This is a genomic window from Aequorivita sp. Q41 (assembly GCF_039831855.1).
Lineage (GTDB): Bacteria > Bacteroidota > Bacteroidia > Flavobacteriales > Flavobacteriaceae > Aequorivita.
In genome coordinates this window covers 326,507-344,117 of sequence record NZ_JBDPMS010000002.1, presented here as the reverse complement: position 1 = coordinate 344,117, position 17,611 = coordinate 326,507, and the positions used below count along the sequence as shown (strand labels likewise).

Genomic DNA, 17,611 nt, shown 5'->3' with positions numbered 1-17,611 from the left:
TCAAAAACACACTAAACACAACATTTATTTTTAAAAGAATAACATAAAATTATACCTATTTATAAACTAAAATGATAATGCAATATGTAAATTTACCCCAACTTAAAATTTATATAAATGAAAAAAATAAGCATAGTCTTTTTAATGCTTTTGATTATCTCGTGCAAGCAAGAAATGAAAATAGAATATTCCCTTATTAATGGATCTATTGAAAATAATGCCGCCGAAACTGCAGTAATTCGCGGAAATAATTTTGAAGCACGCATTGCCATAAATGAAAATGGCATGTTTACAGATACACTACAAATAAAGAATGATGGATTTTATGATCTTTTTGTGGGGCGAGAGCGCACTGGAATTTATCTTGAGAAAGGTACAAACCTATCGGTTACTGTAAGTGCAGATGAATTTGATGAATCGTTGAAATATTCTGGCGATTTGGCAACTGAAAATAACTTTTTAGCTACTAAATATCTTTGGAATGAACAAAACATGAATTTTAAAGAAACATTTTTATTAGATGAAAAAGAGTTTTTAAGCGCAGTACGCAACAATAAAAAAAGTATAGACAGTATTTATAATTCATACAAAATAGAAAATAAAGCTTTTAAAAACATGTTAGCTAAAGAAGATAAGTACTCTCACGCTATAATGATTGAAAACTATAAAGACGCTCACAGTTATTATTCTGGAAAGGAAAATTTCAATGTATCTGACGGTTTTTACGATCAAATAAAAGACATAAATTATCAAGATACTGTTGCATATCGCAATTCTACTTCCTACCAAAATTTACTTCAAACACATTACAACAGACTGGTAAGCGAAGAAATAACTAAAAATGGCATAAAAAACCAAACTGTTCTTTTTCTAAAGAAAGTTGATAATGCATTACCTAATGGTTATGCAAAAGACAATTTGATGAGTTCCTTCTTACAGTTCGGCCTTAAACCAGATGAGAGTTTAGAGGAAGCCTATACAATATATAAAAACAGTGATCCAAACCCTGAAAACCTTGCTAAATTAACAGCACGCTACACTAAGTTAAGTACACTTACGGCTGGAAACCCATCCCCTACTTTTAATTATGAAAATCACAAAGGAGGGACTACAGCTTTGGAAGACTTAAGAGGAAAATATGTGTATGTTGACGTTTGGGCAACTTGGTGTGGGCCCTGCATTCGTGAAATCCCTTCATTAAAGGAAATTGAAAAGGATTATGAAACTAAAAACATTCAGATTGTAAGTATTTCAATAGACGAACCCAAGGATTATGACAAATGGAAAGCTATGGTTTCTGAAAAAGATTTAGGCGGAATCCAATTGATGTCTGACAACAACTGGAAATCAAAGTTCGTGGTAGATTACGCTATCCTTGGAATTCCAAGGTTTATTTTAATTGACCCACAAGGAAACATCCTTTCAGCTGATGCACCAAGACCCTCCGACCCTGAATTGAGAAAAACACTCGATAAATTGATGTAATTAGTTTCTTAAACTATTTTAAGCCACGAATGCATAAAAATGATGTGTTCGTGGCTATTTTTTTTCTGAAGAATTTTCCACGCCTTCTTCTTCGCTTGCAAATAATTCTAAATATGCCCCCGCTAGGTTATCAATAATATCGCCAGCCATAATAGCTTCATACCCCATCTTACTTAATGCGATATCGCCCGCGCTGCCGTGCATATACACCCCAAAAACCGACGCTAATAATGGGTCGTACCCTTGAGAAAGCAACCCTACAATAACACCGCTTAAAGCATCACCACTTCCAGCAGTTGCCATTCCTGGGTTCCCTGAAGTATTAATATACAGTTTTTCTCCATAAACAATGATGGAGTATGCGCCTTTAATTACAACTACAACTTCGTGTTTTTTTGAAAATTCTTTTGTTTTCTCAAGTTTTTCATAATCATCTTGCCATTCGCCAATTAATCGTTTTAATTCACCAGGATGTGGTGTTAAAATTGAATGCTTTGGAAGTAATGTTAATACTTCTTTATCTTCTGAAATACTATTTAACGCATCTGCATCAATTACAAAAGGAACATTCTGCGTTTTAAAAAGATTTTTTAAGGCTTCGACGGTAGCTGGATTTTTTCCAATCCCCATCCCAACAGCGATTGCTGAAGGTTTAAAATCGATTGAAATAGCACTTATAAATTCTTCCTGAGGATCCGTAATTACCATCGCTTCAGGTATAGCTGTTTGTAAAATAGTATAGCCGCATTTAGGAGTAAATGAGGTTACCATTCCTGCGCCAATTCTAAAAGCTGCAGTAGCTGAAAGTACCGCAGCGCCTATTTTTCCATAACTACCAGCTACGATTAATGTGTGACCATAAGTCCCTTTATGCCCAAACTTTTCACGTGCTTGGTAAAACCGTTGTGCTTCTATTTTTGAAATAAGCTGTGCTAAGGCTTCAGTTGTATTTAAAAATGTGCGATCCAAACCAATGTCTAAAATATCGAAGTTTGAAATATAAGGAGCGGTTTCGGGTAAAAAGAACGCTAGTTTTGGAGTTTGAAATGTCAATGTATAATTTGCTTTCAAAATAGCCTCTTTATCTTTCACCGCAGAATTAGGGAATAATCCACTCGGAATATCAATTGCAAGTTTAAAAGTTTTACTCACATTTATATGCTGGATTAGTTTTTTAACCCAACCGTCAGGGCAGCGATTAAGACCAATTCCAAAAATGGCATCCACTATAATATCATCTGGGTTTATTGCAGGAAAGTCTGTTTCTCCTTTCATTAAATGAGGCCAGTTTTTTGTTATGTTTTTAATCTTATCGTAGTTTAATAGAAAATTCTTCGATCTTTTATCGCTACAGTTTACAATATAAATAGTTACATTATAACCATGCGCAATCAGAAGCCTACCTACAACCAACCCATCGCCACCGTTATTACCAATACCACAAAAAACACGTATAGGCGCCTGAGCACCTCGCAAACGTTGGTGTAACCAATTAAAAACTTGAGTGCCAGCGCGTTCTACTAAAGCTTCGGAAGTACTATTTTGATTTTCGATAGTAATTGTATCGGCTTCGTATAACTGTTCTGAAGAAAATATTTTCATTATAAATTAAAATTGAAGATTAATTCCTATAAAGATTGGAAAAGGATATTGATTGTTTCAAAAAAGTCAAAGATAACATACTTCTCTATTGTTGAAAACAACGTTTATAACTAATCGAAGTATTTATGAATATGGGGCTGTTAATCTTTAATTTTATAAAAAAACATACTATGGAAACAAGAGATAGTCTATTACTAAGTATGCGCCCCAAAATTGCTACGGCAAAAATCACTGCAAATATGTCTGCCGAGGAATGTTTTCAAAATAAAACATTAAGACCTGTTGTAAAACTTCAACATGATATTGTATTGGCTGCTTTTAAAAACTATGTCGCAAAACATAAAAACGTTTTTTATGATCTTAACGTAGAAAAAAAGTTAGATTATATAGAAAATGCTATTCATAAGGACATGAAGTTCAGAAATTCACTAAAAGGAATTATTATTGGCCAGTTTACACTTAATGAGTTTGAGCTATATATTCAAAATTCATCTGCTTTAAACAAAAGAATGATGGATATTGTTAAGGAACGCCTAAAAGATAATTTATTATTTTTTGAACATAGAGGCTTTTTAATTGCACAATAACAATGAGTTAGATTAGAATTGATTAAAATATTCTTGTTAAAAAATATTTAAATAACAGTATAATTATGTTGGTTTTACAATTTGTAAGTATTTTTGCAAAATAACACCAACAGATATGAAAAAATTAGTACTACCTTTTTTAGTTTTAACAAGCTATTTACTTACTGCTCAGGAGGAAATTTCTATTCAAGAAGAAACTTCTATAGAAGTAGGAAGTGAAAATAATTATGACAAATGGTCTATTGAAATTTCTGGCGGAATGCACAAGCCTTCAAGACCTTTTGCTAACGGATACGCAACTAGTACGCCTAGTTTTGGCCAAGCAGGCTTAGGTGTTCGTTATATGTTTAATAACAAGTTTGGACTTCGTCTTGGCCTTGGTTATGGAAGTGTAGAAAACGATGACAATAGTCTTCCATTTAAATCTACATACTACAGAAGTACGCTAGAAGGGGTTATAAACCTTACAAATGTGCTAAATTTTCAAGATTGGACCAATACTTTTGGACTTCTTGTCCATGGAGGTGCAGGTTATTCATTTGCTAATTATAACGAACCTGTTGAGTTAGATGTAAATGACCAAATGCTAAACTTTATGGTTGGGGTAACACCTCAAGTGAAACTTGGTAATGGTGTTGCACTTTTTGGAGATGTTTCTGCCATAGGGCACACAAGACAAACTCTTACTTGGGACGGCACGGAAGTATCACATACGAGAGGTCTTGATGGATTTACCGTTAACTTTTCTTTAGGACTTAGCTTCTACCTTGGGGCTGCCGAAAAACACGCAGATTGGTATTCGGAAAAAAATTCGCTTAAAGAAAAAGTAGTAGGACTCGAAGATAGAGTAGCTAAACTTGAAGCAGATTTAATAGATTCTGATCAAGATGGAGTTCCTAATTATTTAGATCGTGAACAAAACACAATGTCTGGTGTAACCGTAGATAGTAAAGGGGTTGCAGTTGACAGAAACAACAACAATATTCCTGATGAAATTGAATCTTCTTTAGATAATCGTTTTGTAAACGAAGAAGATTACATTATTAATGGCGGTATTAGTATTGAAGAATTAATAAATAAAGGATATGTAAATGTTTATTTCCAATTTAATAGTGATAAACCTGAAGCATATTCATTGAGTGCTATCAATTATTTGATAAAATACATGCAAGAAAATACAACTGCTACTGCTGAATTAATTGGGTATGCCGATGAACTTGGTCAAGCGGAATTCAATGTTGAGCTTTCTAAGAAAAGAGCAAAAAAAGTATATGATATTTTAATCGCCTCAGGCATTGCTGAAAGCAGGTTATCGTTTACAGGAAAGGGTGAAGATGCTAGCGTAGAAAAATCTTCTTCTCCTGCTAGACAATTAGTGAGAAGAGTAACATTTAGATTAAAATAAACTAGAATTTATACTATAAAAAAGCCTCCACTATGGAGGCTTTTTTTGTGCTATTAAGCGTGCTCGATTAAGGAAACCCCATTTAAATCTGTTGTTAATACATCACTCATAGAATCAAAAAACGGACGAAGTAATTGATAATAGGAAAGAAGTTTTTCAATAAAATCTGACGCAAAAACTTCTTCATCAGTAAACCGATGCATTACAAAATAACTTTTAAGTCTTATTAAATCTATGTTTTCAGCTTCTTTACTAAAACCTTTTGGGGCAGTTTTTACAGCGTTTTCTTGATTAAAACCTCCAAATACGTTTTTAAATTCTTTTTGATTTAAAATTTCTCTAATTTCTGAAGCATCCCGCTCAAATTCTTTCCTAATACGGAATAAATCAGCTGAATTTGGATCAAAAAAACCTCCAGCCATATAGCTATTCCCAGGCTCTAACCGAAGGTAATACCCACCGCGTCTTTGTGCTCCTGCCCTACTAAAACTAACGCTTCGATGTACGTTATAAGGAGTTTTATTTTTACTAAAACGAATGTCTCGGTTTATTCTAAAAATTTTTGTTTTACTTATTTTATCAGATGTGTTTAAACCATTTTCTATAGCAGCATAGCATATTTTGAGTGTTTTTTCATTGGCGAGATACTCTTTTTTGTTTTCCAACATCCATTCACGCGTGTTATTCGCTTTTAGCGCTAAAAGAAAATTGAAGAGTACTTTTGGAATACTTGGGGTCATTTTTTTAAAGTAAATATATAGCTTATTTAAAAAACTTATCTTTATAGTTCTAATTAACCAAAAACTAAATTATTATGACAAACGCAACCAAACCAAACACAGCTTTTTGGATAATTGCCGTGCTCGCTGTTTTATGGAATTTAATCGGAGTATTTTTATGGATTTCTGAAAGCTTTTTAATGACTGAGGAACTAAAAGCTAGCTTACCACCAGAACAGGTGGAATTAATGAATAATTCCCCTTCATGGAATATGATTGTCTATGGTATAGCTACAATTAGTGGGCTGGTAGCATCCTTACTGTTACTGATGCGCAAAAAATTTTCAATTGCCATTTTTGCACTCTCACTCGTTGCCATTCTAATTTTACAACTATATTGGGTGTTTGCTATGGATTTAATAGGTGTTATAGGACCAACAGCTCTTATTATGCCCCTTATAGTAATTGCTATTGCAATTTTTGAATACTTTTATAGTAAAGGAGCTGCAAGAAATGATTGGCTTTCATAAGTACTAGTAGCTCAAAATTTTCAATTAAAAAATAAAAGCCGCTTGCTATTCAACCTGCAAGCGGCTTTTATATTTATTATAAGGTTGCATAATTATTAGATTCCAAAACAGTAATAGTTGCCCCCGGGTCTATTTTATAAATAATATCTTTTACCACATCCAACTTTTTAGTGTTTCTGGTTACTAAAATCATTTTTTCATTACTATCGTGGTGGATTAACTTTAATATTCCTTCAGTACTTTTTTTATTCAAAAGAATTTCTTCCTGTATTAAAATATTTTTATCTGAAAACACTAAAATCGTTTTATTTTGGATAGATTTTTTCATAAAATATTCAATTGTTTTACTAATTGCCACAATTGCAACAATACTATATGCAGCCATCGTAAAATCTGCAAAGACGATTGTTCCTAATAAAATTACGATACCATCTACAATTAAAATTAATTGATTGTATGGCAATTTTAATTTTGTAGAAAGAATTCGCACCAGTATATCATTCCCACCTGTTGTTGCCCCTGCATTCATAACAAATACAACCGCAACACCTATAATTACACCTCCAAATACGGAAGACATTAAAACATCGTCAATAAATATTTTACCCCCCGTAATTGAAGAAATAAGGTCTATATAAAAAGAAACTAAAATCATTGAAAACAAGGTTTTAACGCCTGTTTTAGGGCCTAAAACTTTAGTGCCCCAAAGCAATAATGGAATATTGACAAACAACGCAATCCAACCTACAGAAAACCCTGTAAGCTCTTTAATAACAATACTTAGCCCTAAAATTCCCCCAGGAACAATATTATGAGGAATTATTAATAAGGAATATGCTATAGAAAGCAAAAGAGAACCCAAAAAAACATGAGTATAGCTCTTTAGTTCATTAAGCACTAATTGCTTTTCCAATTTAATTACGAAAACATTTTTCATCTTAATTTCATTTAAAAAAAAAGTCCCTTTGATTTTTAGAATTATCAAAGGGACTTTAAAACTGTTATTTTGTTTTTTTATTCACTTTGATGTATAGGTATATACGTACTCGAACACTTACGCATTGAATGTTTAATAATAATTATAGGTCCCATTTTTTTTATATCAGTTAACTTTATTATACAAAAAAAGCGTTCCTCTTTGGGGAGAAACGCTTTTATTATTTTATATATAATCGCCTTACACCCCAGAGCTTTCTCTGTGCATCTTACAAATGGTATGTGAGCGAAATTTTTTCATAATGATGGTGCAAAGCTATGATATTTTTTTTGTGAATGAATTATGTTTTGTGAAAACTTTGAGATATTTAATTTAAAGGTTAAACCCGCTAAAGTTTTCATCAAAATATTCTTCATTTTGTTTCAATAGTCCTCATAATTAAATATATTTCTGGTTGAAATAAATTTTATTAAACATAGCCTTTAAAAAATCCAAAAAATGAGTAATTACCACATTAAAAATTTAGAAGAATATTTTCAAGTGTATAGAAAATCAGTCCGTGATCCTGAAACCTTTTGGGGAGAAATTGCGGAAGAAAATTTTATGTGGCAAAAACAATGGGATAAGGTTTTAGAATACGATTTATCTAAACCAGAAATCTCTTGGTTTAAGGGCGCAAAACTTAATATTACCGAAAACTGTTTAGACCGACATTTATATGCACGTGGCAATAAAACTGCAATTATTTTTGAACCAAATGACCCTTCAGAAAAAGCTGAACATATAACCTATAAGCAACTTCATGAACGCGTATGTAAATTTGCTAACGTGCTTTTAGAAAACGGTATAAAAAAAGGAGATCGGGTTTGTATATACTTACCCATGATCCCAGAATTGGCCGTTTCGTTATTAGCTTGCGCACGTATTGGAGCAATCCATTCTGTTGTGTTTGCAGGGTTTTCAGCTACCGCACTTTCTACTAGAATTATCGATTCAGACTGCAAAATGGTAATTACCAGTGATGGTTCTTTCCGCGGAAATAAAACAATAAATTTAAAAGCTATTGTTGATGAAGCCTTAGAATCTTGTCCGAATATAGAAACAGTGTTAGTCGCAAAACGCATCCATACCGAAATTCCAATGAAGCAAAATCGAGATAAATGGCTTCAACCCTTACTAGACGCAGCTAGTACCGATTGCGCCCCAGAAATTATGGATGCTGAAGCCCCACTATTTATATTATACACTTCAGGCTCTACCGGAAAGCCAAAAGGGATGGTACATACAACGGCTGGCTATATGGTATATACTTCCTATACATTTAAAAATGTGTTTCAATACCGCGAAAACGATGTGTATTGGTGTACGGCAGATATTGGCTGGATTACCGGCCACAGCTATATTGTATACGGCCCCTTAGCAAATGGAGCTACAACAGTGCTCTTTGAAGGTGTGCCATCGTATCCAGATTTTGGGCGTTTTTGGGAGGTTGTAGAAAAACATAAAATAACCCAATTCTATACTGCTCCAACTGCAATTCGTGCTTTGGCGAAAGAGCGTTTGGATTTTTCTGAAAACTATGATCTTTCTTCATTAAAAATTTTAGGAACCGTAGGCGAGCCCATAAATGAAGAAGCTTGGCATTGGTATGACGAAAATATTGGGAAGAAAAACTGCCCAATTGTAGATACATGGTGGCAAACTGAAACCGGAGGCATTATGATTTCACCAATACCCTACGCTACCCCCACAATACCTACCTATGCAACACTCCCATTACCGGGTATACAACCTGCACTCATGGACGAAAACGGCGAAGAATTAATAGGAAACTTAGTAAGCGGACGTTTGTGTATAAAATTTCCATGGCCAGGAATGGCACGTACTATCTGGGGGAACCACCAACGGTATAAGGAAACGTATTTTTCAGCTTTCGAAAATAAATACTTTTCTGGTGATGGCGCGCTACGCGATAGCACAGGGTATTATCGAATTACGGGGCGTGTGGACGACGTTATTATTGTTTCTGGGCATAATTTGGGAACGGCTCCAATTGAAGATGCTATAAACGAACACCCTGCAGTAGCTGAAAGCGCGATTGTGGGCTTTCCACATGATGTAAAAGGAAATGCACTGTATGGCTTTGTAATTCTTAAAGAGACTGGTGAAAGCCGCCTGCATGATAACCTCCGCAAAGAAATAAATCAGATAATTACTGAGCATATTGGCCCCATAGCAAAACTTGATAAAATTCAATTTACCGAAGGGCTCCCTAAAACACGTAGTGGAAAAATTATGCGTCGTATCCTCAGAAAAATTGCAGAAAAAGACACCAATAATCTTGGTGATATCTCTACACTTTTAAACCCAGAAGTTGTTCAAACTATTATTGACAAAGCGCTTTAAAAATATTTTGTTTTCATACGAAAGAAGGTTTTGTTATTTATAACCCACCCTATTTCGGTATAACTCGACAGAGTTATGTATCTTTGCACTTTTAAATTTTGACCCTATGAACACCAACGCTTTACAAGCAATTTCGCCTATTGATGGCCGTTATGCAGGAAAAACTGCAAGTCTTATTCCGTATTTTTCTGAAGAAGCACTGATTCGTTATCGCGTGCAGGTAGAAATTGAATATTTTATTGCTTTGGTAACACTAGATCTTCCACAGTTAAGTGATTTCGACCGAACTATTTTTTCAAAATTACGCGCTATCTATCTTGATTTTTCTGTAGAAGATGCATATAAAATAAAAGAAACTGAAAAAATTACCAACCACGATGTAAAAGCGGTTGAGTATTTTATTAAAGAACGTTTTGATGATTTAAATCTTCAGAAGTACAAAGAGTTTATTCACTTTGGTTTAACTTCACAAGACATAAATAACACCGCAATTCCACTTTCATTAAAAGACGCTATCAACAATGTGTATGTACCACTCTTACTGGAAGTAAAAAACAAATTAAAAGCACTTTCTGAAGATTGGGCAGCTGTTTCTATGCTTGCTCGCACTCACGGCCAACCTGCTTCACCAACACGATTGGGAAAAGAAATCGAGGTTTTTGTAGTTCGTATTGAAGAGCAATTCGATTTGATGAACGATATAAAAAGTGCTGCGAAATTTGGTGGTGCAACAGGAAATTTTAACGCGCATAAGGTTGCATATCCAACTGTAGATTGGCGAGCATTTGGAAAACAATTTGTTCAAAACACTTTGGGGTTACACCACTCCTTCCCAACGACACAAATTGAGCATTACGACCATATGGCTGCACTTTTTGATTGTTTAAAAAGAATCAATACAATTGTGATTGATTTGGATAGAGATATTTGGACCTATGTTTCAATGGATTATTTCAAACAAAAAATAAAAGCTGGCGAAGTTGGCTCTAGCGCAATGCCGCACAAGGTAAATCCAATAGATTTCGAAAATAGTGAAGGAAATTTAGGTATTGCAAATGCTATTTTTGAACACCTTTCAGCAAAACTTCCTATTAGTAGACTGCAACGCGATTTAACTGATAGCACGGTGTTACGAAACATTGGCGTGCCTATTGGCCATACACTTATCGCTTTTCACTCAACCTTAAAAGGTTTGAATAAGCTATTGCTAAATGAATCTAAATTTGCTGAAGACCTTGAGAATAATTGGGCTGTTGTGGCGGAAGCAATTCAGACCATTCTGCGTCGGGAAGGCTATCCAAATCCTTATGAAGCATTAAAAGGTTTAACGCGTACCAACGAAAAGATAAATAAAACTTCAATCGCTAATTTTATTGAAACTTTAGAAATACCTGAAAACGTAAAACAAGAAATGCGAAATATAACTCCTGGAAATTATACTGGAATTTAAATACTTAATTGTATTTCAGTTAAAACAAAAAGGCTTCATCTAGTATTAGAATGAAGCCTTTTTTTTAACTAAAAAAAACGGCGGCGTTTAAATCTTAAATATTTCACCCAAACCTTCTAATTGGGAGAAATCTAAATCACCGCGTTCGGCAGAATTCATGAGTTTAAGCATTTGGTCAAGCTGCATGTTTTCACCCAACAACCTAAATACTGCAAACCCATATGTATCGCTACTTGCAAACACAATTATCTCATTAATTGCATCTTCATCGCCAGTGTATTTTAAAGTGGCATTCCAATCGTTGCTTTTTGTTCGTGTTAATTCTTTGTACTGTTCTTGGTCTAAAATTGTCTTTAAATTCTGTCTTTCTTTCTCATAATCTGCGACATCCCCTTTTAAGGGATATGCAACTACGTTTACCTTCTTGATGGTTTTTAAAATTTCCTTTTCTTCTTCCGAAAAATCACTATTTGCACCTTGCAATAAACTTGTTGCAATATCCATTTTCACAAACTTATCGTCATCTTGTTTTTCAACTAAATACTTTTGTAAAGACTTATCACTGCAAGAGCTCAAGGCAACCACTCCAAGTGTTAATGCTAAAATATATTTTACCAATACCATATTATTTATTTTTCTTTTTATCAATATTCTTCAATTCTTCGCTACCAGGAACTTTTAAGTCTGCCGTAAGTTTTGAAATCTGTTTTAAATCTATATTACCAGTAACACTCATAATAACGGTGGTTTGCTTACCTTCAACCACACCTTCAAGGTGCATTAAAAGTTCACTCACAAAATTTTCACTTTTTCCTTCCTTGCTATAAAATTTTATGTTTTTACCATCTTCTTTCACACGCATCAATTCTCCTAAGTTTTTAGACCCAGAAACATATTTTGCCACAGCTTCCTCCATTTTTTTTGAAACTCCAGGGTTATCTGTTGTGAAAATTTTGATGTTATCTAGTTCGTTTACCATTTTAAGATATGCCTGTGCTTCAGGATCAGAAGAGTTTAAATCCATTTTGCTTAAAAGCTTAAACATATTCTTTGTAACTACTACTGAAGTTACATCTTTTTCGTTTTCAAAAGAGTCAAAAGCGTTTTGAGACCATGAAACTATCGGCGCTACTGCCAGTGCTATTAAAATTGCTATTTTTTTCATTGTTTGATTGTTATTTTACTGTTATTAATTAGAGTTTGTTTAAAAATTATTCGAATATTTTATCTTTTGTTATTTCAAATTGATCCATAAGAGTAAGTTGTTCTGCACCTTTATTTAAATTTGCGGAAAGCAACATCATTGCATTTTTACTTTCCTCAAAGGCTGCCAAAGCATCTTTTTCTTCTTGAGAATACTTAGGTTGTGAAAAATAAAAACTCCCCAGACCTAAGGCCACCACCAGTAATGCCGCTACGGAATACCACCATTTTGTAGGGAACTCAGGTTTACTTTCAGGCAATTCTATTTGTTTATTTAAGCGTTCTTCTTTGGCCTTTTGAAAACCCACGAATAGTATGCTATACTGAGTTAAATGATCCGCAACACTTTCATGGGTAAAGTAATTCTGTAATATTTTTTCTTCAGCAAGACTTGTGGTGCCTTCAAAATAGGCTTCCAATAATTTTTCTATTTTAACTGATTCCATAATTGTATTTTTTTATCATTTCATCCCGTACTGTTTTTCGGGCACGGGAAAGTGCCACTCTTATTGCTGTTTCATTACTATCGAGCATTTTTGCTATTTCTGAAAACTCAAACTGCTCTACGTCTCTTAATTGTAGTACTATTTTTTGTTGCTCCGGTAAGGTTTCCATTATTTTAAAAACTATTGCTACCCCGTCATTAGCTTCAATATTTTTTTCAATATTCTCAGAAGTCTGATAATTACTATGAACTATTTTTAAATTAGAAGCCTGTTTCGACTTTAAGCGATCTAGACAATAATTTTTTGTCATTGTAATTGCAAACGCTTCTGGATTTTTATAGTTTTCAATATTTTTTTTCCCTTTCCATAACTTCAAAAAAACTTCCTGTACGGCGTCTTCGGCTTCATCTGTAGACGTTAGTATTCTTTTAGCCAAACGGTACAGTTTGTCCTTAAAAGGCATTACTATCGCTATAAATTCGGTTCTGTCCATATTGGTTAACTTCCTTGGTTGCCGTCTTATTTAAATGACGAATGATGTCGTTTTTTGTTACAATTATAATTTTAAGAGAATAAATTTTTAGTAGAAATAACTATGCTTATAGTAAGACTCTTTAAAATCCGGCTGAAAAACATATTTTTACAACTGCAATATAATTCCTAATTTACCTGTTCTAATAGTATACGTAATATATCACTTTTATGAAAAGAAAAATTTTCATTCCTTTTTTAGCCATTTCAATGCTTTTTGGGTCGTGTTTTGAAGATCTAGACGACAACATTCAGCAAGCATCGAACATTGATATTCAAAACTTTATCTACCGTGGCTTAAACTATTACTACTTATACAAAGCTGATACTCCTGAACTTGCTAACGACGCCTTTTCAAGTCAAGATGAACTAGATGGGTTTCTAAAAAAATATGATTCTCCCGAATCTTTATTTGATTATTTAAAGTCGCCTCAGGATCGCTTTAGTAATCTTTACAGTGATTTTAGAGTCATTGAAGATGCTTTAAGCGGTATTAGCCTAAGTAATGGAATGGCGTTTGGACTCGTTTACTATCCAGATAAAAGTGATAATATTTTTGGTTATGTACGTTATGTGCTACCCAATACCGATGCTGCAACTCAAGGTTTAAAACGCGGTGATATCTTTACCACAATTGATGGCCAACAAATGACACGCGCAAATTATAGCGACCTATTAGCAGCAAATAGCTATACCATTGGTTTCGCTACTTATGATGGCGTTAACTTTACCCCTACAGGAGAAACAGCACTTTTAAATAAAATTCAGTATACTGAAAACCCTGTTTATAAAGTAAAAACTTTTGATATAAATGGTGAAAAAATAGGCTACTTGATGTATAATGCCTTTATTAAAGATTATGACGAAGCGCTAAATGATGCTTTTGCACAATTAAAAGCCGAAGGTGCAACCAATTTAGTTTTAGACCTTCGTTATAACGGTGGTGGTGCTGTGGAAACTGCAACAGATTTAGCAAGTATGATTACTGGTCAATTCAATGGAAAAGTTTTCTATAAACAATATTGGAATGAAGACCGGCAAGCAGAAAATGCACGTGATGGATTATTTGATGCTTCAATTAGTTCTGGTGCGCCAATAAACAGCTTAAATTTAAGTAATGTTTATGTGCTTACCACAAAAAGAACTGCTTCTGCAAGTGAATTAATTATAAACGGACTTAATCCATATATAAATACCATACAAGTTGGTGATACAACTACTGGAAAGTTTCAGGCATCGTTTTTACTTTATGATGCTCCAGCCCCTGTTTTTAGCAGACAGGAAGCGAATCCAACTCACTATTATGCAATGCTACCTTTAGTGTTTAAAACTGCCAACGTGGCTGGAAACACTGATTTTGTAGATGGTTTATTTCCACAAATTAACTTAAAAGAAGATTATTTTAACCTTGGGCAACTTGGCGATGAAAATGAACCACTTCTTGCTGCTGCACTTTTTGAAATTGCTGGAAAACCAATGCCGCTACATACAAATTTTAAAGTTTTAAAAGAAGTTTCTGATAGTAATGTGGATTCTCCAATTAATGAGAAAATGATTGGTAATTAATATATCCTAACAAAATAAATTAGTTAAATAGTCCTGTAAAACTTATTTTAAAATTTTTACAGGGCTTTTGTTTTCATCGATTGCAACAAATGTAAACTCGCCACTCACTGCTTTTTCTCTATGATACGAATACATTTCTTCAATATATATTTCAACTTTTACTTTTAGGCTGGTTGTGCCAATATATGTAACTTTTCCAATTAGCTCTACAATAGTTCCTGCGGGAATTGGTTTAGTGAAATCAATCCGATCAGATGATACCGTTACCATTCGCTGCCGACTAAAGCGGGTAGCTGCAATAAAGGCAACTTCGTCCATTAGTTGCATAGCAGTACCTCCAAAAAGTGTGTCATAATGGTTGGTCGTATTTGGAAAAACGGCCTTAAATATTCTAGTTTCAGAACCTGATATTCTTTCTTCTATAGTCATATTAAGCTTAGTAAGTACTTTAAACTAATTTTTTAGGAATTTACGCTGAAATATTTCTTCATTGATATTAATACGTAATAAATAAATTCCATTAGCTAATACGGACACATCAATACTGCCTTTATCGTTTACGACTTCAGAAATAACCAAGCTTCCACGCATATCATAAACAGAAACAGAGCTGCTTTCTTCAATTTCAATAAAAAGTTTATTTGAAACAGGGTTTGGATAAATTGAAATATTAAAATTTTCTTTTTCATCAAGCCCTAAAAGTTGTTCGTTTATTACACCAACTGCATCCAAATCAAAGCCACTGGAATTAAAAGGGGTTGTAAAAGGGTCGTTTATAGGATTCCCAAAACTATCAAAGCGGGAAAATCTAGCATCTAAACTACCTACTACATCTATAATTTTAACATGGGTAATCCTGTTTTTATTAAGAAAGGGATCATTTTCTACTTCAGAAATATCAAAAGGAGTTCCAAACAAAGCCCTATATTTTCCAGCAAAATTATTCAAATATGTAGGGTCTAATTCTCCAAAACCACCTACTTGAGTAGCTGTTTGCGTTTGACTGTGAGCTGGAAACCTAAAAAAATCAATTCCATTAGAACTTACTTCAACAAAAGCCAGCTCCAAATAGGTATCACTAAAACTATTTTCGAAAACCGCAAAATCATAACCAGGACCATTTGCAATAGGGGTTTCAAAGGTTAGAATTACTTCGCCGGCGTCACCAAGACTTATGGCTGTATTGTTAGCTGGTCCTAAAGCATTTTCTGGCTCACCATACGTTGCAAAGTTACTACCGTTGGCTTCAAAATCTGGCTGCGAAATATCTACATAACCGCGAGTAATTTCTATATTAGTTGCCCACGAACGAAACGATACACTAGCAGCAGGAATAGCGGTAGAGCCTTGTTGCCCCGCTGCTGGTGGATAATCTTGGGCGTGAATCGTAATGGTTGCTAAAAAAACAAACAAGGCTATATTCTTCATTGCACAAGTAGCTTTTGCGTAGTTACTTTACCCTCCATTTCAATTTGAACCAAATAAACTCCTGGTTTAAAACCTCTTAATGAAATTGGTATATTAACATACTGTGCTTTTTTTATTAATCTTCCTGATACGTCATAAATTATAATTTCAGCATTTTTAGAACTATTCAGTTTAAAGTTTCCAGAAGTTGGATTGGGATAAACAACTATTTTGGCAGCAGTCAAATCTGTGGTACCTGCAGTAAGTTCCTGGTTTTTATAAAAACCATTAGGCAATGGACCTACAGTATATTCAGAAGTAAAATTTCCACTTTCATCAAACATAAACACCTTGCCATTACTCACATAATCGATACCATCTGCCAAATAAAATGTATTGTCAATTTTATCAAATCCATACGGTAATTGAACGTTATTTGAGCTTGTATTAATAAATGGAGTTGTAGGTAATGCAGTAGCGCTCAACGCCATTTTATAGATATTTGCATCGAGAACATAATAAATATTCATATCATCCAAGCCTAAAAAAGCCGGATGCTCTACTCCTGGAAAAGTGTAAGTGATACTATTTTGATAATTTGTTAAATCAATTTTAACAAGTTTCCCACTAGTTTCATTTGGAGAATAATCTGGATTTCCACTACACAAAACATAAAGATAATTGGCATCTATTTTTAAAGAGGAAGGAATATCGCCTACAGTAATAGGTGTAACAGCGTAGGAAGCTGTATCAATTATTGAAATAGTATTGCCAAAGCCATAGCCCCCTTGATGGGCTACAAATAATTTTCCGTCTTGGTATATTATTTCTTCAGGACCTTCTACTACTGAAATAGTTTCTATTACGCTATGGGTTATTAAATCTATAACTGCTATATAGTCATCATGTACATCCCCCGGGTCACCCCAATTTGTAACGTAAGCTTTTTGGTCATTAATAGCTATATAGCGTGGATATACCATTTGGTCGGTAATTGTGGTTACTAATTCAAAAGTAGTTTTGTTTATCACTTTTACTTCATTGCTATAATTTAATACAACATACGCATAGGTTGCAGCAAACGCCATCCCTTGTCCTGTATCACCAAGAGGCATTCCTCCATTTTGTGAGGAGAATATATTATTCTCTAGAGTTCCGTCTGATTTTATATATGAAATAGAAGAATTTTCAGTGCCGATTAAACCTTCGTTTAAAACAAGTACTCCATCAGTATAATCTTGTGTAAAACCAAGTGCATTGACAAGAAGCATGGATAATAAGAATACAGATTTTAGGGAATAGTTTTTCATAACTACTATAATTTTTTAAATTAAAAT

17 protein-coding genes are annotated in these 17,611 nt (G+C 33.9%); 7 read left to right on the top strand and 10 right to left on the bottom strand.

Annotated elements, in window-relative coordinates; genetic code table 11:
- The first annotated feature begins 117 nt into the window (after positions 1-117).
- Complete coding sequence (locus ABJ955_RS11030; RefSeq protein ID WP_347374680.1) at positions 118-1,485, top strand: TlpA disulfide reductase family protein; 1,368 nt, start codon at positions 118-120, stop codon at positions 1,483-1,485.
- Positions 1,486-1,539: 54 nt separating this feature from the next.
- Here the strand turns inward: ABJ955_RS11030 and ABJ955_RS11025 are convergent, their stop codons facing one another.
- On the bottom strand, positions 1,540-3,087 hold the full coding sequence (locus ABJ955_RS11025; protein WP_347374679.1) for an NAD(P)H-hydrate dehydratase: 1,548 nt from the start codon (positions 3,085-3,087) through the stop codon (positions 1,540-1,542).
- Between the two features lie 170 nt (positions 3,088-3,257).
- On the opposite strand from ABJ955_RS11025, the gene ABJ955_RS11020 reads away from it, so the two are divergent.
- On the top strand, positions 3,258-3,674 hold the full coding sequence (locus tag ABJ955_RS11020; RefSeq protein ID WP_347374678.1) for a glyoxalase: 417 nt from the start codon (positions 3,258-3,260) through the stop codon (positions 3,672-3,674).
- Between the two features lie 115 nt (positions 3,675-3,789).
- Entirely contained in the window at positions 3,790-5,079 is a 1,290-nt protein-coding gene (locus ABJ955_RS11015) for an OmpA family protein (protein WP_347374677.1), read from the top strand.
- 53 nt (positions 5,080-5,132) lie between these two features.
- On the opposite strand, the gene ABJ955_RS11010 is transcribed toward ABJ955_RS11015, so the two are convergent.
- Positions 5,133-5,819 carry a DUF2461 domain-containing protein gene (locus ABJ955_RS11010; protein ID WP_347374676.1) on the bottom strand — a complete coding sequence of 229 codons (687 nt, stop codon included), beginning with the start codon at positions 5,817-5,819 and terminating at the stop codon, positions 5,133-5,135.
- Between the two features lie 74 nt (positions 5,820-5,893).
- Between ABJ955_RS11010 and ABJ955_RS11005 the strand changes: the two genes are divergently transcribed.
- The gene (locus ABJ955_RS11005; protein WP_347374675.1) at positions 5,894-6,328 is read left to right on the top strand and encodes a hypothetical protein; all 435 of its coding nucleotides are present in this window, start codon (positions 5,894-5,896) and stop codon (positions 6,326-6,328) included.
- Positions 6,329-6,404: 76 nt separating this feature from the next.
- Here ABJ955_RS11005 and ABJ955_RS11000 read toward each other — a convergent pair whose 3' ends face one another.
- Entirely contained in the window at positions 6,405-7,265 is an 861-nt protein-coding gene (locus tag ABJ955_RS11000) for a YitT family protein (RefSeq protein WP_347374674.1), read from the bottom strand.
- Positions 7,266-7,763: 498 nt separating this feature from the next.
- Between ABJ955_RS11000 and acs the strand changes: the two genes are divergently transcribed.
- Both acs and purB read left to right on the top strand, forming a co-directional pair.
- On the top strand, positions 7,764-9,671 hold the full coding sequence (gene acs, locus ABJ955_RS10995) for an acetate--CoA ligase (protein WP_347374673.1): 1,908 nt from the start codon (positions 7,764-7,766) through the stop codon (positions 9,669-9,671).
- A gap of 106 nt (positions 9,672-9,777) precedes the next feature.
- Entirely contained in the window at positions 9,778-11,121 is a 1,344-nt protein-coding gene (gene purB, locus ABJ955_RS10990) for an adenylosuccinate lyase (RefSeq protein ID WP_347374672.1), read from the top strand.
- A gap of 87 nt (positions 11,122-11,208) precedes the next feature.
- Here purB and ABJ955_RS10985 read toward each other — a convergent pair whose 3' ends face one another.
- Genes ABJ955_RS10985 through ABJ955_RS10970 form a run of 4 tightly spaced genes read right to left on the bottom strand, consistent with a single transcriptional unit; the run spans position 11,209 to position 13,263 of the window.
- On the bottom strand, positions 11,209-11,745 hold the full coding sequence (locus tag ABJ955_RS10985; RefSeq protein ID WP_347374671.1) for a DUF4252 domain-containing protein: 537 nt from the start codon (positions 11,743-11,745) through the stop codon (positions 11,209-11,211).
- 1 nt (position 11,746) lies between these two features.
- Positions 11,747-12,286 carry a DUF4252 domain-containing protein gene (locus ABJ955_RS10980; RefSeq protein WP_347374670.1) on the bottom strand — a complete coding sequence of 180 codons (540 nt, stop codon included), beginning with the start codon at positions 12,284-12,286 and terminating at the stop codon, positions 11,747-11,749.
- A gap of 46 nt (positions 12,287-12,332) precedes the next feature.
- Positions 12,333-12,770, bottom strand: coding sequence for a hypothetical protein (locus ABJ955_RS10975; RefSeq protein ID WP_347374669.1), 438 nt, complete (start codon positions 12,768-12,770; stop codon positions 12,333-12,335).
- Positions 12,757-13,263 (bottom strand): RNA polymerase sigma factor, encoded by a 507-nt coding sequence (locus ABJ955_RS10970; protein WP_347374668.1) that lies wholly within the window; start codon positions 13,261-13,263, stop codon positions 12,757-12,759. The genes ABJ955_RS10975 and ABJ955_RS10970 overlap by 14 nt, the downstream gene beginning before the upstream one ends.
- A gap of 209 nt (positions 13,264-13,472) precedes the next feature.
- Here ABJ955_RS10970 and ABJ955_RS10965 point away from each other — a divergent pair, with 209 nt between their 5' ends.
- Positions 13,473-14,867 carry a S41 family peptidase gene (locus tag ABJ955_RS10965; RefSeq protein WP_347374667.1) on the top strand — a complete coding sequence of 465 codons (1,395 nt, stop codon included), beginning with the start codon at positions 13,473-13,475 and terminating at the stop codon, positions 14,865-14,867.
- A gap of 42 nt (positions 14,868-14,909) precedes the next feature.
- Here the strand turns inward: ABJ955_RS10965 and ABJ955_RS10960 are convergent, their stop codons facing one another.
- Genes ABJ955_RS10960 through ABJ955_RS10950 form a run of 3 tightly spaced genes read right to left on the bottom strand, consistent with a single transcriptional unit; the run spans position 14,910 to position 17,584 of the window.
- A complete protein-coding gene (locus tag ABJ955_RS10960) occupies positions 14,910-15,296 on the bottom strand; it encodes an acyl-CoA thioesterase (protein WP_347374666.1) in 387 nt (128 codons plus the stop codon).
- A 24-nt stretch (positions 15,297-15,320) separates the two neighbouring features.
- Positions 15,321-16,295, bottom strand: a complete 975-nt coding sequence (locus tag ABJ955_RS10955; RefSeq protein WP_347374665.1) for a T9SS type A sorting domain-containing protein — start codon at positions 16,293-16,295, stop codon at positions 15,321-15,323.
- The gene (locus ABJ955_RS10950; protein ID WP_347374664.1) at positions 16,292-17,584 is read right to left on the bottom strand and encodes a DUF5074 domain-containing protein; all 1,293 of its coding nucleotides are present in this window, start codon (positions 17,582-17,584) and stop codon (positions 16,292-16,294) included. The genes ABJ955_RS10955 and ABJ955_RS10950 overlap by 4 nt, the downstream gene beginning before the upstream one ends.
- Positions 17,585-17,611 lie beyond the last annotated feature (27 nt).

What these genes read in the sequence shown, in the direction of transcription:
- purB (WP_347374672.1), top strand. Translation starts at nt 9,778, where the DNA reads ATGAACACCAACGCTTTACAAGCAATTTCGCCTATTGATGGCCGTTAT.
- ABJ955_RS11020 (WP_347374678.1), top strand. Translation starts at nt 3,258, where the DNA reads ATGGAAACAAGAGATAGTCTATTACTAAGTATGCGCCCCAAAATTGCT.
- ABJ955_RS11000 (WP_347374674.1), bottom strand. Translation starts at nt 7,265, where the DNA reads ATGAAAAATGTTTTCGTAATTAAATTGGAAAAGCAATTAGTGCTTAAT.
- ABJ955_RS10985 (WP_347374671.1), bottom strand. Translation starts at nt 11,745, where the DNA reads ATGGTATTGGTAAAATATATTTTAGCATTAACACTTGGAGTGGTTGCC.
- ABJ955_RS10980 (WP_347374670.1), bottom strand. Translation starts at nt 12,286, where the DNA reads ATGAAAAAAATAGCAATTTTAATAGCACTGGCAGTAGCGCCGATAGTT.
- ABJ955_RS11005 (WP_347374675.1), top strand. Translation starts at nt 5,894, where the DNA reads ATGACAAACGCAACCAAACCAAACACAGCTTTTTGGATAATTGCCGTG.
- ABJ955_RS10970 (WP_347374668.1), bottom strand. Translation starts at nt 13,263, where the DNA reads ATGGACAGAACCGAATTTATAGCGATAGTAATGCCTTTTAAGGACAAA.
- ABJ955_RS10955 (WP_347374665.1), bottom strand. Translation starts at nt 16,295, where the DNA reads ATGAAGAATATAGCCTTGTTTGTTTTTTTAGCAACCATTACGATTCAC.
- ABJ955_RS11015 (WP_347374677.1), top strand. Translation starts at nt 3,790, where the DNA reads ATGAAAAAATTAGTACTACCTTTTTTAGTTTTAACAAGCTATTTACTT.
- ABJ955_RS10975 (WP_347374669.1), bottom strand. Translation starts at nt 12,770, where the DNA reads ATGGAATCAGTTAAAATAGAAAAATTATTGGAAGCCTATTTTGAAGGC.
- ABJ955_RS10965 (WP_347374667.1), top strand. Translation starts at nt 13,473, where the DNA reads ATGAAAAGAAAAATTTTCATTCCTTTTTTAGCCATTTCAATGCTTTTT.
- ABJ955_RS10950 (WP_347374664.1), bottom strand. Translation starts at nt 17,584, where the DNA reads ATGAAAAACTATTCCCTAAAATCTGTATTCTTATTATCCATGCTTCTT.
- acs (WP_347374673.1), top strand. Translation starts at nt 7,764, where the DNA reads ATGAGTAATTACCACATTAAAAATTTAGAAGAATATTTTCAAGTGTAT.
- ABJ955_RS11025 (WP_347374679.1), bottom strand. Translation starts at nt 3,087, where the DNA reads ATGAAAATATTTTCTTCAGAACAGTTATACGAAGCCGATACAATTACT.
- ABJ955_RS10960 (WP_347374666.1), bottom strand. Translation starts at nt 15,296, where the DNA reads ATGACTATAGAAGAAAGAATATCAGGTTCTGAAACTAGAATATTTAAG.
- ABJ955_RS11010 (WP_347374676.1), bottom strand. Translation starts at nt 5,819, where the DNA reads ATGACCCCAAGTATTCCAAAAGTACTCTTCAATTTTCTTTTAGCGCTA.
- ABJ955_RS11030 (WP_347374680.1), top strand. Translation starts at nt 118, where the DNA reads ATGAAAAAAATAAGCATAGTCTTTTTAATGCTTTTGATTATCTCGTGC.